This window comes from Paraburkholderia yinzeri (assembly GCF_046581065.1).
GTDB lineage: Bacteria > Pseudomonadota > Gammaproteobacteria > Burkholderiales > Burkholderiaceae > Paraburkholderia.
Genome location: NZ_JBFOCJ010000001.1, coordinates 2107116 through 2120208, shown reverse-complemented (window position 1 = coordinate 2120208; position 13093 = coordinate 2107116). Strand labels below are relative to the sequence as shown.

Genomic DNA, 13093 nt, shown 5'->3' with positions numbered 1-13093 from the left:
TCCAGTTTAGCGGCAGTCGAGCCGCCCGCGCGGCACGCCCGCGTAACAGAATGTCAGCGAGAATCCTGGCGAAAAGCGGCGCGGCACGCCGGCGGCGCCTCGCGCGGCCGGCGTGCCTCCCCGCTACGGCATCAATAACCCGCCGTGGCGATCTGGCGAACGAAGCGCCCCTGCTCCAGTTCGTCGACGAATGCCACCGCGTAGTCTTCCGCCGAAATGCGGCTCTCGCCCTTAGTATCGGCGATCAGCGCGGTCGCGCCGGTGCGGAACTGGCCCGTGCGCTCGCCGGGAGCGATCATCGCGGCAGGCGCGAAGAACGTCCAGTCGAGATCGGCGACGGTACGGTAATAGTCGTACGCGTCGCGATGCGCGAGCGCGATCCCCTTCCACGCCGCGGGAAAGCTCTCCGAATCGACGAGCTGCTTGCCGGGTCCGATTTCGAGCGAGCCCGCGCCACCTACCACGACGAGCCGCTTGAGCCCGGCCGCGCGCACGCCATCGACAAGCGCACGGCTCGCGATCAGAACGTCCGCCACGCGATCGTGCGGCGGCGCGTAGGCGCTCGCGACCACGCCGTGACCGCGCACTGCGGCGGCCACGCTACCTGCGTCGAGCACGTCGACCTTCGACGCCACGACATTCGGCCCCGCCGCCACGCGGCCCGGCTCGCGCACGAGGGCGCTCACGCGGTGGCCGCGGCGCGCGGCTTCGGCGGCAATGCGCGAACCGATCATGCCGGTTGCACCAAAGAGAGCGATATTCAGCGACTTGCTCATGTTTGAACTCCTGTCGTACGGTTTTATGTAACCAATGTAGTTACATATAAAGCGTTAAAAAACGGGGCATAGCCCCGGTGAGTGATGCGATGACGTCCATGATCCTCACGCCCTGGCCGCCCCACGCGTACCGCGCGTCCGTTCGAGCCTGCGCTCGCTGCGCTCCACATCGTCGACGACATCGGCGAGCGTGCGCGCCGCGAGCGACGCCTCCATCGCGCACTGTGCGTCGTCGATGACGCCGCGCAGCGTGTGCTGGATATGCCGCCCGACCATGCAGGCCGGATTGGGCTCTTCGCGATGCATGGCGAAAAGCTGCGCGTCGTCCACGGCGCGGTACACGTCCAGCAGCGTGATCGACCCGGGCTCGCGCGCCAGCAGCGCCCCGCCGCCCGCGCCCAACTGCGAACCCGTAAGCCCCGCGTTCGCGAGCATCGTGAGGAGCCGCCGGATCAGCGCGGGATTCGTGTTCACGCTGCCGGCGATGATCTCCGACGAAAGCGGCGCGCCCTGCTGCTGCGCGAGCAGCGCAAGCACGTGGACGGCAAACGCAAAGCGGCTACTCGTGTTCACGCCGAACCTGCCATGAAGCCTGCATCGAAAAGTGTAACCATAGTAATTACATTAATCGCGGACGTCAAGTTCGTGCTCACTGGCTCGCCGCCGGCGACGAGGCCGCCGCGGTGCTGCTGGCCCATTGCTGCAGCGTGCGTCCGGTCAGTTGCAGCCCGGTGCCCGCAGCGGCCGCGGCATGGCCGAGCATGGCCCGGGCGTCGCTCGCCGCATCGCTCAACTGGCCTTGCGCGGCGGAGGCGAGCTGGCCCGTCGACGCGCTCGCGTCCTGCGTTTGCGAAGAAGCGTTGTCGATCTGCTGCTGCGCCCCCGTGCGCGCGGCGTCGACCTGCTGGTTCACATAGCTCGCGGCCTCGTCGAGCTTCTGTTTGGCCTGATCGGCGGCCTGCTGGGCCGCCTGCTGCACCGCCTGCTGCGCGGCGTCGGCGGACTTGCCCGCGAGATCGGGCGCGCTGGCGTCCTGCTTGCTGCAGCCCGCCGCGAGCAGCGCACAGGCCAGAACGGGCACGCAGGCCCGGTGTATCGATACCCTGAAAGACATGGTCATCCTGAACGTTTGGCCGCAAAGAGCGGCTTGGCCATCTGAAAGCGCGGCAATGATACGCCGCCGCGCGACACTACCTGAGGTGAAACCAGCGAAAAGCCGGCTCGCTCGAATACGGGCCGGGCAAGCGCGCTCGCCTGCGCACTCAGTACGTTTGCGCCCTGCCCCCGTGCCACGGCCTCGAGGCGTCCGAGCAGCGCCGAAGCGAGGCCGCGCCGCGCCCAATCCGGCGCGACGTAGAGCATCTCGACGTGATCGGCCGGAAAGAGCTGACCGAACGCCACGCTCGCGCTGGCATGGACCGCGACGAGCGTCGTGCCGCGCGCAAGCCTCGCGTCGAACGCCGCAAGATCGTCGGCGGACGACACCCACGCCGCCCGCTGGGCCGCATCGTAGCGCGCGGCCGCGAGCGTCGTCACCGCCGCGCGAAAGAGCGCCGCGAGCGGCGCGGCGTCGCGCCCGGGTAGGTAGGCGCGCCAGACGATATCGGGCGGCAGGCGGGGCGTAACAGAAGCGTCAATCATGCTGGAGTAGACTGCATTGGGGTCCAATCTGTTCCACCATCCAACACGGGAGGCGTGCAATGGCAGTCAAGAAGATCCTTTTCCTCACCGGCGACTTTGCCGAGGACTATGAAACGATGGTGCCCTTCCAGGCACTGCAGGCCGTGGGCCACCGCGTCGACGCCGTGTGCCCCGGCAAGAAGGCTGGCGAGCGGATCAAGACCGCCATCCACGACTTCGAGGGCGACCAAACCTACACGGAGAAACCGGGCCACCAGTTCACGCTCAACGCAACCTTCGAGGACATCGACCCGGCCGCCTACGACGCGCTCGCCATCGCCGGCGGCCGCGCGCCCGAATATCTGCGGCTCGATCCCAAGGTGATCGAGCTTGTACGCCACTTCGCGGGCGCGAACAAGCCAGTCGCGGCCATCTGTCACGCCGCGCAGCTCCTTGCCGCCGCCGAGGTAATCCGCGGCCGGCGGATTTCGGCCTATCCGGCCTGCGCGCCCGAAGTGCGCCTGGCCGGCGGCGAATACGCCGACATTCCGATCGACAGCGCCGTGACCGACGCGCCCTTCGTCACCGCCCCGGCGTGGCCCGCGCATCCGGAGTGGCTGCGGCAGTTCCTGGTGCTGCTCGGCACCCGCATCGAGCCGTAAGGCGCGCTGGCCGCACCGGCGCACGCCCCGATGAATGACGGGCGTGCCGTTCTTTGAGACATGTCCTATATCGTCCGATGTCACAGATGCCTAAAGTACTTAACTGCTTTAGGAGTAGTTGTGATGGACCTGACGGACTGGATTGTGCTTCTCGCGATCGCCCTGTTGGCGATCGCTTTTTTTTGCTCGCGCACGCATCGTCGTGCGACTTTCGTTGACCGCATGCGCCACCGCGCGGGCACGCGGCTCGTCGTGCAGGCTGCGATCGCCTTCTGGGGCGCCCTGCTCGTGCTCGCGCAAAGCTTCCTCTCGCCGGGCGCCGCGCCGTTCGGCCTGCACCTCGATCCGCGCGCGGTGCTGGGTTTAGCGCTCATGCTGATCGTCGCGGGCAGCGTCTGGTCGATCCGCGGCCGGCGCCTGCTGCGCGCGCGCCGACTCTTCAGGTCGAGCCACGGGCTGTCGCGCTAACCGGCCGCGCGGGTAGCCTCGCCACCCCCGGCGGCCGCCGGCATGACGGCCTCGCCCGGCGCGGGCGGCACCTGCGCCAGCGCGTCGGGCAGCGAAAGATAGAACGTCGTGCCCTCGCCCTCGCGCGATTCCACCCACACGCGCCCGCCGTGACGTTCGACGACGCGCCTAACAAGCGCAAGCCCGATCCCCTCGCCTGGCGCGATATGGCCGTGCATCCGCTGGAATGCCTGAAAAAGACGCGGCAGTGCCACTTCGGGAATGCCGAGCCCGTTATCGCGCACGTAGAAAATCTGCAGCGATTCCACGCCGGGCGGCGCGGGTGCCGTCCCGATCTCGACCTTGCCCTCGCGCGCGGGATCGAGGTAGTTGAGCGCGTTGCCAATCAGGTTCGCGAAAACCTGCTCGAGCGCCGTCGGGTCGCCCCACACCGCGGGCAGCGGTCGCACGCTCACCGTCGCCGCACGGGCGCGGATCGACCCGTGCATGGCGTCCACCACGCGCTGCACGAGCTCCCGCACGTTGACCCGCTGACGGCGGTACTCCACGCGCCCCACGCGGGCGAGGCGCAAGAGCGCGTCGATGATGTGCGAAGCCCGCAGCACGGCCGTCTGCAGATAGCGCAGCGCCTCGCCAATGTCCGCATCGACGATCCGCTCCACCTCGGCGCGCGCCTCGGGCGTCAGCGCCGAGCGCGCAACGAGCGCGCGCAGGTCGTCGCAGGCATGGTTCAGCTCGCGCGAAAAACCCTGCAGGTTCACGAGCGGCGCGCGCAAATCGTGCGAGACGCTGTGAATGAACATCTCGTTTTCCTGGGTCTGCTGGCGCAGGTTCTCGTTGATCTGAGCGAGCTGCTCCGCGCGACGCGCGAGGTCCGCCTGGAAGCCGAGCCGCGCGCGTTCGGCCTCGATGAGGCGCTGGCCGATCTGGTGGAGCGTGAGGTCGAGCCGCGCAATCTCGTCGTTGCCGACGGTAAGCGGCGCCAGCGGCTCGTTGCCCGCGAGACGGTTGGCGTTGTCCGACAGCGCGAGAAGTCGTCCGCGTACGCCGCGCGTAAAGAGCCACACCGCCAGCGCGACGAACGCAATCGAACCGGTCACCGCGGTGATCACGAGCGTCTGCTGCTGCGCGCGCGCCTCCTCGGCAGCCGTGACGCGCAGGACGTCGAGCCGGCGCTCCTCGGTCTGGAACGCCGTGATCTGTGCGCGCACGCGATCGAGCACGTCGGCATCGGTCAGTTCGCGGAAGCGGTCGACGAGTTCGCCGCTGCGCTTCGCGTGCAACAGATCCTGGACCCGTTCCGACCAATGCCGGTAGTTCTGCACCGCCTGGCGGATGCGTACCGCGCGCTCGACCTGGCCGGGATTGTCGGCAACGAGGTCGACGAGCTGGTCGATACGCTCGTCGACCTCCACCCATGTGGACAGCGGCGTCGTGAATGCCGCATCGCCGGCTGCCACGGCGCCGCGCAGCTGCACCGATTCGATCAGCACGGGCTCCAGCACCCGCCCCGCCTGGGCCAGCACCTCCTGGCTGTGCTGGCTCCAGCTTTCGGCGGCCTCGGCATCGCTCTGCGCCCTGACGATGCCGAGCAGCAGCGTCAGTTCGAAAACGGCGGGAATCGCGATCAGCAGCAGCCCTTTGGTCGTTAGTCGCATGCAGTGGCGGGTCGGACGATGGGGTGAATCGATCCAGCCATTATGTCGGCGTTTGCGCGTGGAGGGACATTCCGCGTGTCCCCGGATAAAAACGCGCCGCACGCGGCCGCCGGCGCCGCTCTGTTTCAGCTTGCTGACATCACTCTTGAACAGAAAGCAAAATCAAATAAATCTCCCCGAATTGGCGCTCGCATTCCCCATGTTCGAGCACTAGCACACAAATTGTGCGAGAACGCTGTAAATGAAAGCATCGCACACGCACCGCACTCGCCCCTGCGCCGATGCCTTTCTCCCGACCCGGTGCACGCACGCACCGGCACGAAGCGACTCAATGATCCGCCGCGGAGCCCGATTCACCGCTTTGGCGCGCCGCTGGCCCGCATCTTGCTCATGGATGCGCTCTTTTTGGGCAACCACGACACGTCATCAAGATGGACACTCTCAAGACCGGCACCGACACGCTCTTCCTGTTGCTGGGCGCCGCCATGGTGCTTGCGATGCACGCGGGCTTCGCGTTCCTCGAACTCGGCACGGTGCGCAAGAAGAACCAGGTCAACGCGCTCGTGAAGATTCTCGTGGACTTCTCGGTTTCCACGATCGCGTACTTCTTCATCGGCTACACGATCGCCTACGGCGTGCAGTTCTTCGCCAGCGCCGACGTGCTCGCCCAGCACAACGGCTATGCCCTCGTGCGCTTCTTCTTCCTGCTCACCTTCGCGGCGGCCATTCCCGCGATCGTCTCGGGCGGCATTGCCGAACGCTCGAAGTTCAATCCGCAGCTCTTCGCGACCTTCGTGATCGTCGGCTTCATCTACCCGTTCTTCGAGGGCATTGTCTGGAACGGGCGATTCGGCATCCAGGACGCGCTCACGCACTGGTTCGGCGCGCCATTCCACGACTTCGCGGGGTCGGTGGTCGTGCATGCGTTCGGCGGCTGGGTCGCGCTGCCGGCCGTGGTCCTGCTCGGCGCGCGACACGGGCGCTACACACGCGACGGACGCGTCGCCGCGCATCCGCCCTCGAACATTCCGTTCCTCGCGCTCGGCGCGTGGGTGCTCGCGGTGGGCTGGTTCGGCTTCAACGTGATGAGCGCGCAGAGTATCGACAAGATCAGCGGCCTCGTGGCCGTCAACTCGCTCATGGCGATGGTGGGCGGTACGCTCTCCGCCTGGCTCGCGGGCCGCAACGACCCGGGCTTCACCTATAACGGCCCGCTGGCCGGCCTCGTGGCCGTGTGCGCGGGCTCGGACCTCATGCATCCGCTTGGCGCGCTCGTAACGGGCGCGGTAGCGGGCGTGCTGTTCGTGACGATGTTCACCTGCGTGCAGAACCGCTGGCGCATCGACGACGTGCTCGGCGTCTGGCCTCTGCACGGCCTGTGCGGCGCCTGGGGCGGCATCGCAGCCGGCATCTTCGGCATGCACTGGGCAGGCGGCATGGGCGGCGTGTCCTTCTGGGCGCAAGTGGTCGGGACCGTGGGCGGCATCGTGGTGGCCACGCTCGGCGGGACCATCGTGTACGGCGCGCTCAAACTGACCGTCGGCCTGCGCATCGACCAGGAGGAAGAGTTCAATGGCGCGGATCTGTCGATCCACAAGATCACGGCCACGCCCGAACGGGAAACGGTAGTCTGAGGAGACGGCCTGCCGCGGGGCCTTCGATTCCAGGCCAGAGAAAAGGGCGGAGCCCCTGAAACAACGCTAACGTAAAACGCCATTTCATACCGGCGTGAGCAGCCGCGGCTATTCCTTTCCCTTCACCCTGCCAATATCAAAAAAAAAGCGCCACGTGTGAACGTGACGCTTTAAAAGTTCTAGCCATTCCGAGGGCCGTGCTAGAACCTGAGAGAGGGTATTTCGACTCGCGCCGCCGCCCCGAATCAGACTGCGTTATGCGGAATGCATATGCCGCGGCACATTAAAACCCGCGTGCCGCGGGGTCATGTCGAAATGCGGTTCCATTTTTTACTGAGCTGCTGACTAAGTCAAGCAAAATCTCTCCGGATTACGCCATTCGATAAAGCCCGTATCCCTAAGAATCGGTTGACTATTTAAGCCGGTTTTTAATATCTCTCAGGCGATTTCTGCTGCACCGCGCCGGTGCGTAATAAGTGCGCGATAATGGTCCCGGCCCACTTCCAGGGTCGCGGTACCTGCTGAAATACTGTTTCAAAAAAACGCAAATAGACCTGAGATGACTTCCGCAACCGATCCGCGAGTGCGCACCGAGGCGCTTCGCGACAAAGACGGTGCGGCCGACGAGGTGACGGCGCTCGCGCGCGGTCTCGCCGTCCTGCGCTGCATTGCCGCTGCCGACGCCCCGCTTTCCAACCGCGAGCTGACCGACCTGACCGGCATTCCCAAACCAACGGTCTCGCGCCTGACCGGCACGCTCGTCAGCACCGGCTTTCTCGTGCGCCTGCCGGACAGCGAGCGCTTCGTGCTGACTTCGGCCGTGCTGGATTTGAGCAACGGCTTCCTGCGCAACTCCGATATCCGCACCCGAGCAAGGCCGTATCTCACACGCCTTGCCGAACGCACCGCGCTTTCCGTCCAGTTGACCGTGCGCGACCGGCTGGAAATGGCCGTAATCGACGCGATCCGTCCGCGTTCGGCCGTGCTGGTTTCGCGGCTCGACGTGGGTTCGCGCATCGAAATGAGCCGCACGGCCGTCGGGCGGGCGTGGCTCGCCTCTCTCACGCCACCCGAGCGCGACACGGTCACCGCTGCGCTGCAGGCCGCGGCCGGCAACGACTGGGGCCTTTTCGGCAGCCGCCTCGACGCAGCCGTCGCCGAAACCGCCGGGCGGGGCTACGCCATGACGATAGGCGACTGGCACGACGGCCTGAACGCGATCGCCGGCGCCTTCACGGCACCCGATGGCGAGCGCTATGCGATCAACTGCTGCGGCGCTTCGCAGCAATGCCCGCGCGAATGGCTCGTTACGCATGCCGCGCCACTGCTGCGCGAATGTCTCGTGGGGATCGCGGCCGAAATCGGCGGCATCGTGTGCCTGCCCGGCGGCGGCTGACAAGACCTGGCCGGCCACCGCCATTCACGTCGTTTCCGCCGGCCGCGCAGGCCTCGGGCGGCGCTCGGCCTCGTCTGCCGCGAGGACTGTTACGACGGTAATGCTTTGAAAGAAATGGCGCTGGACGCTATCCGGAGCCCCGACTAGCATCGTGGCCGTTGTGTCATTTTTGGCGGCGCAGCCACGCCAGCCAGCCATCCACGCATCGCCAGCCAGCCACCGCTCGCCGCAGCCTTTCGGCCGCCGCGCCTCCCGCGCGCATCCAGCGTTTGCTAGAGTGGCGTACAGCCTGACAATTTCCTTTCATTGATTGCGCGTAGCGCCGGCAATCCGTACGTCTGCCCGCGGCACCGGCCGCCCAACCTGACAGCCCGAGACGACCTGACCGATGGACCAACAAGAAAAGCCGCTGGAATCGTCCCGCCAAGAAATGCCACATCGGCCACATCGGCCACCCCGGCCGCCCCGCTCGCGCGGCAAGCTGATCGCGCTCGCCGCCGTGCTGGTCGTCGCGGGCATCGTGCTGTTGCGCTGGCAACCGTGGAACAAGGCGCCCGCAAGCGTCGCGACAGAGCCGGCGCGCGGCGGGCACATGCGTCATGGCGGCCCGGGCGCGATGGCGAACCTGCCGCAGCCCGTCACCGTGGCGACCGCCGCGAACGGCGACATGCCCGTCGTCGTCACGGCCCTCGGCACGGTCACGCCGCTTGCCGACATCACGGTGCGCACGCAGCTCTCCGGCACGCTGCAGAGCGTGAACTTCCAGGAAGGCCAGATGGTGAAAGCGGGCGACGTGCTCGCACAGATCGATCCGCGCCCCTGGCAGATCTCGCTGGAGAACGCCGAAGGCCAGCTCGTGCGCGACCAGGCGCTCCTCGCCACGGCGCGGGTCGACCTCAAGCGCTACCAGACACTGCTCGCGCAGGACTCGATCGCGAGCCAGCAGGTGGACACGCAAGCCTCGCTCGTCAAGCAGTACGAAGGGACGGTCAAGTCGGATCAGGCCAATGTCGACACCTACAAGCTCGATCTCATCTACGCGCGCATCACGGCGCCGGTCTCGGGCCGCGTCGGCCTGCGCCAGGTCGATCCGGGCAACTACGTAACGCCGGGCGACACTAACGGCATCGTCGTGCTCACGCAGTTGCAGCCTATCAGCGTGATCTTCACGACCTCGGAAAGCGACCTGCCGGTCATCCTCAAGCAGATGCGCACGGGCGCGAAATTACCGGTCGCCGCGTACGACCGCAGCAACACGACGCCGCTGGAAGACGGCCAGCTCGCGACCATCGACAACCAGATCGACACCACCACGGGCACGGTCAAGCTGCGCGCAAATTTCGCGAACCCGGACCAGATGCTGTTCCCTAACCAGTTCGTCAACGCGCGCCTCACCGTCGACACGATCCACAACGCCGTGATCGTGCCGACCGCCGCCGTGCTCAACGGCTCGCAGGGGCAGTACGTGTACGTGGCGAAGCCCGACAACACCGTCACCGTGCGGCTCGTGAAGGTCGGGCCTGTGGACGGCGAGCGCACGAGCATCGCCTCCGGGCTCGAAGCCGGCGAGCGCGTCGTGACGGACGGCTCGGACCGCCTGCGCGAAGGCGCGAAGATCTCGATCCCCGCCGAACATCCGAAGCATGCCTCGGGCGCAAAGGGAGCCTCTGCCCCATGGGCCGCCTCCGGCGCGCATCGCCATCACCGGCACGCTTCGCAGCCGGAAGGCCAGTAAGCCCGCATGAATCCGTCCCGTGTCTTCATCCTGCGTCCGGTCGGCACCGCGCTGTTCATGGCGGCGATCATGCTGGTCGGCCTCGTCGCGCTGCGTTTCCTGCCGCTCTCCGCCCTGCCCGAAGTCGACTATCCGACCATCCAGGTACAGACCTTCTATCCGGGCGCGAGCCCGGACGTGATGACCTCATCGGTCACCGCACCGCTCGAACGGCAGTTCGGCCAGATGCCGTCGCTCAATCAGATGTCCTCGCAAAGCTCGGCGGGCTCGTCGGTCATCACGCTGCAGTTCAGCCTCGACCTGCCGCTCGACGTGGCGGAGCAGGAGGTGCAGGCCGCCATCAACGCGGCCGGCAACCTGCTGCCCTCCGACCTGCCCGCGCCGCCCATCTACGCCAAGGTCAATCCCGCCGACGCGCCGATCCTCACGCTCGCGATCACCTCGAAGACGCTGCCGCTCACGCAGATCCAGGATCTCGCCGACACTCGCCTCGCCCAGAAAATCTCGCAGGTGGCGGGCGTGGGCCTCGTGAGCATCACGGGCGGCCAGCGGCCGGCCATCCGCATCCAGGCCAACCCGCGCGCGCTCGCCGCCTATGGCCTGAATCTGGACGACCTGCGCACGACCATCTCGAACCTGAACGTCAATACGCCGAAGGGCAACTTCGACGGCCCCACGCGCGCCTACACGATCAACGCGAACGATCAGCTCACCGACGCGAACGCCTACAAAAGCGCCGTGGTGGCCTACCGCAACGGCCGCCCCGTGATGCTCACCGACGTCGCGACCATCGTGGAGGGCGCCGAAAACACGAAGCTCGGCGCGTGGGTGGACGGCGTACCCGCGATCATCCTGAACGTGCAGCGCCAGCCGGGCGCGAACGTGATCCAGGTGGTGGACAGCATCAAGTCGATCCTGCCGCAGTTGCAGGAGTCGCTGCCCCAGGCGCTCGACGTGCAGATCGTCACCGACCGCACCACGACGATCCGCGCCTCGGTACGCGACGTGCAGTTCGAACTGCTGATGTCGGTCGTGCTCGTCGTGCTCGTGATGTACCTGTTCCTCGGCAACCTCTACGCCACGGTAATCCCGAGCCTTTCGGTGCCGCTCTCGCTGATCGGCACGCTCGCGGTGATGTATCTGTGCGGCTTCTCGCTCGACAATCTCTCGCTGATGGCGCTTACCATCGCGACGGGCTTCGTGGTGGACGACGCGATCGTGATGATCGAGAACATCTCGCGCTACGTGGAGGAAGGTCAGACGCCGCTCGAAGCCGCGTTAAAGGGTTCGAAGCAGATCGGCTTCACGATCATCTCGCTCACGGTCTCGCTGATCGCGGTGCTGATCCCGCTTCTCTTCATGGGCGACGTGGTGGGCCGCCTCTTCCACGAATTCGCCATCACGCTCGCGGTGACCATCGTGATCTCGGCCGTGGTCTCGCTCACGCTCGTGCCCATGATGTGCGCGAAGATGCTGCGCTCCATGCCAAACCCGCCGCCCGCCGAAAGCCGCCGTTTCGAGGCGCGCGTGCATGCATTCTTCGACTACGTGATCGGCCGCTATGGGGTCGCGCTCGACTGGGTGCTCGCGCGCCGGCGTCTCACGCTCATCGTGTTCGCCATCACGTTCGTGCTCACCGGCGTGCTCTACGTAGTAGTGCCCAAGGGCTTCTTCCCCGTGCAGGACACGGGTGTCATCCAGGCGATCACACAGGCCCCGCAGTCGGTTTCGTATGCCTCGATGGCCGAGCGCCAGCAGGCACTCGCCGCCGAAATCCTGAAGAACGACAACGTGGAAAGCCTCACCTCGTTCATCGGCGTGGACGGTACGAACATCACGCTCAACAGCGGCCGCATGCTGATCAACCTGAAGCCGCGCGACGACCGCAGCGAGACGGCGAGCGAGATCATCCGCGACTTGCAGAAGAGCGTCGCTCATCTCCCCGGCGCCACGCTCTACATGCAGCCCGTACAGGACCTTACGATCGACTCGACGGTAAGTCCGACCCAGTACCAGTTCCTGCTGACCACGCCGAACATCGAGGACTTCACGACCTGGGTGCCGAAGCTCATGAACCGGCTCGAACAGTTGCCCGAGCTGGCCGACGTCGCAACGGACCTGCAGGACGAAGGCCAGTCGGTATATGTCGAAATCGACCGCGCGAGCGCGTCGCGCTACGGCATCACGCCCGCGACGGTGGATAACGCGCTCTACGACGCGTTCGGCCAGCGCATCATCTCCACCATCTTCACGCAGTCGAACCAGTACCGCGTGATCCTCGAAGCCGAGCCGCAGCTCCAGCACTACACCGACGCGCTTAACGCGATCTACCTGCCCTCCTCGACCTCGACGACGGGCCAGGTGCCGCTCTCGGCCATTGCGAGTTTCCACGAGCGCCCGGCGCCGCTCCTCGTCACGCACCTTTCCCAGTTCCCGGCCACCACGATCTCGTTCAACCTCGCGCCCGGCGCCTCGCTCGGCGCGGCCGTGAAGGCGATCCAGCAGGCCGGGAGCGACATCGGGCTGCCCGGCTCGTTCCAGACGCGCTTCCAGGGCGCGGCGCTTGCATTCCAGGCCTCGCTCTCGAACGAGCTCTTCCTGATCCTCGCCGCCATCGTGACGATGTATATCGTGCTCGGCGTGCTTTACGAGAGCTTCGTGCATCCCGTCACGATTCTTTCGACGCTGCCCTCGGCCGGCATCGGCGCGCTGCTCGCGCTGATCATGACGGGCCACGATCTCGACATCATCGGCATTATCGGCATCGTGCTTTTGATCGGCATCGTGAAGAAGAACGCGATCATGATGATCGACTTCGCGCTGGACGCCGAGCGGCGCGAAGGCAAGACGCCGCGCGAGGCGATCTATCAGGCGTGCCTGCTGCGCTTCCGTCCGATCATGATGACGACCATGGCCGCGCTGCTCGGCGCCGTGCCGCTCATACTGGGCAGCGGCGCGGGCAGCGAACTGCGCCGGCCGCTCGGCATCGCTATCGCGGGCGGCCTGATCGTGAGCCAGGCGCTCACGCTCTTCACCACGCCCGTGATCTATCTCGCGTTCGACTCGCTCGCGCAGCGCATGAGGCAGCGCTTCGGCGGCTCGCCCTCGTCGCCCTCGGCACCGGCCTCGTCCCAGGAGCCGTGA

11 protein-coding genes are annotated in these 13093 nt (G+C 66.5%); 6 read left to right on the top strand and 5 right to left on the bottom strand.

From position 1 onward, the window contains the following. Window positions 1-131 precede the first annotated feature (131 nt). The 4 genes from WJ542_RS10130 to WJ542_RS10115 form a co-directional block, all read right to left on the bottom strand. On the bottom strand, window positions 132-776 hold the full coding sequence (locus WJ542_RS10130) for an NAD(P)-dependent oxidoreductase (RefSeq protein ID WP_411189169.1): 645 nt from the start codon (window positions 774-776) through the stop codon (window positions 132-134). A gap of 105 nt (window positions 777-881) precedes the next feature. Beyond that, on the bottom strand, window positions 882-1349 hold the full coding sequence (locus tag WJ542_RS10125) for an Rrf2 family transcriptional regulator (RefSeq protein ID WP_411189168.1): 468 nt from the start codon (window positions 1347-1349) through the stop codon (window positions 882-884). A 76-nt stretch (window positions 1350-1425) separates the two neighbouring features. Continuing rightward, window positions 1426-1890: a BCAL1086 family glycoprotein gene (locus WJ542_RS10120; protein ID WP_411189167.1), complete on the bottom strand. Its 465-nt coding sequence runs from the start codon at window positions 1888-1890 to the stop codon at window positions 1426-1428. Window positions 1891-1892: 2 nt separating this feature from the next. Beyond that, on the bottom strand, window positions 1893-2417 hold the full coding sequence (locus WJ542_RS10115; RefSeq protein WP_411189166.1) for a GNAT family N-acetyltransferase: 525 nt from the start codon (window positions 2415-2417) through the stop codon (window positions 1893-1895). Between the two features lie 59 nt (window positions 2418-2476). Here WJ542_RS10115 and WJ542_RS10110 point away from each other — a divergent pair, with 59 nt between their 5' ends. Together WJ542_RS10110 and WJ542_RS10105 are read left to right on the top strand one after the other, a co-directional pair. After that, window positions 2477-3058: a DJ-1/PfpI family protein gene (locus tag WJ542_RS10110; RefSeq protein WP_411189165.1), complete on the top strand. Its 582-nt coding sequence runs from the start codon at window positions 2477-2479 to the stop codon at window positions 3056-3058. 123 nt (window positions 3059-3181) lie between these two features. Next, the gene (locus WJ542_RS10105) at window positions 3182-3526 is read left to right on the top strand and encodes a hypothetical protein (RefSeq protein WP_411189164.1); all 345 of its coding nucleotides are present in this window, start codon (window positions 3182-3184) and stop codon (window positions 3524-3526) included. Here WJ542_RS10105 and WJ542_RS10100 read toward each other — a convergent pair. Then, a complete protein-coding gene (locus tag WJ542_RS10100; RefSeq protein ID WP_411189163.1) occupies window positions 3523-5184 on the bottom strand; it encodes a sensor histidine kinase in 1662 nt (553 codons plus the stop codon). The two genes, WJ542_RS10105 and WJ542_RS10100, sit on opposite strands and share 4 nt — an antisense overlap. Before the next feature lie 431 nt (window positions 5185-5615). Between WJ542_RS10100 and WJ542_RS10095 the strand changes: the two genes are divergently transcribed. From WJ542_RS10095 to WJ542_RS10080, 4 genes are all read left to right on the top strand, one after another. Next, a complete protein-coding gene (locus WJ542_RS10095) occupies window positions 5616-6818 on the top strand; it encodes an ammonium transporter (protein WP_411189162.1) in 1203 nt (400 codons plus the stop codon). A 559-nt stretch (window positions 6819-7377) separates the two neighbouring features. Further along, complete coding sequence (locus WJ542_RS10090; protein ID WP_411189161.1) at window positions 7378-8214, top strand: IclR family transcriptional regulator; 837 nt, start codon at window positions 7378-7380, stop codon at window positions 8212-8214. A 388-nt stretch (window positions 8215-8602) separates the two neighbouring features. Further along, a complete protein-coding gene (locus WJ542_RS10085) occupies window positions 8603-9949 on the top strand; it encodes an MdtA/MuxA family multidrug efflux RND transporter periplasmic adaptor subunit (protein ID WP_411189160.1) in 1347 nt (448 codons plus the stop codon). A gap of 6 nt (window positions 9950-9955) precedes the next feature. Beyond that, window positions 9956-13093: an MdtB/MuxB family multidrug efflux RND transporter permease subunit gene (locus WJ542_RS10080; RefSeq protein WP_411189159.1), complete on the top strand. Its 3138-nt coding sequence runs from the start codon at window positions 9956-9958 to the stop codon at window positions 13091-13093.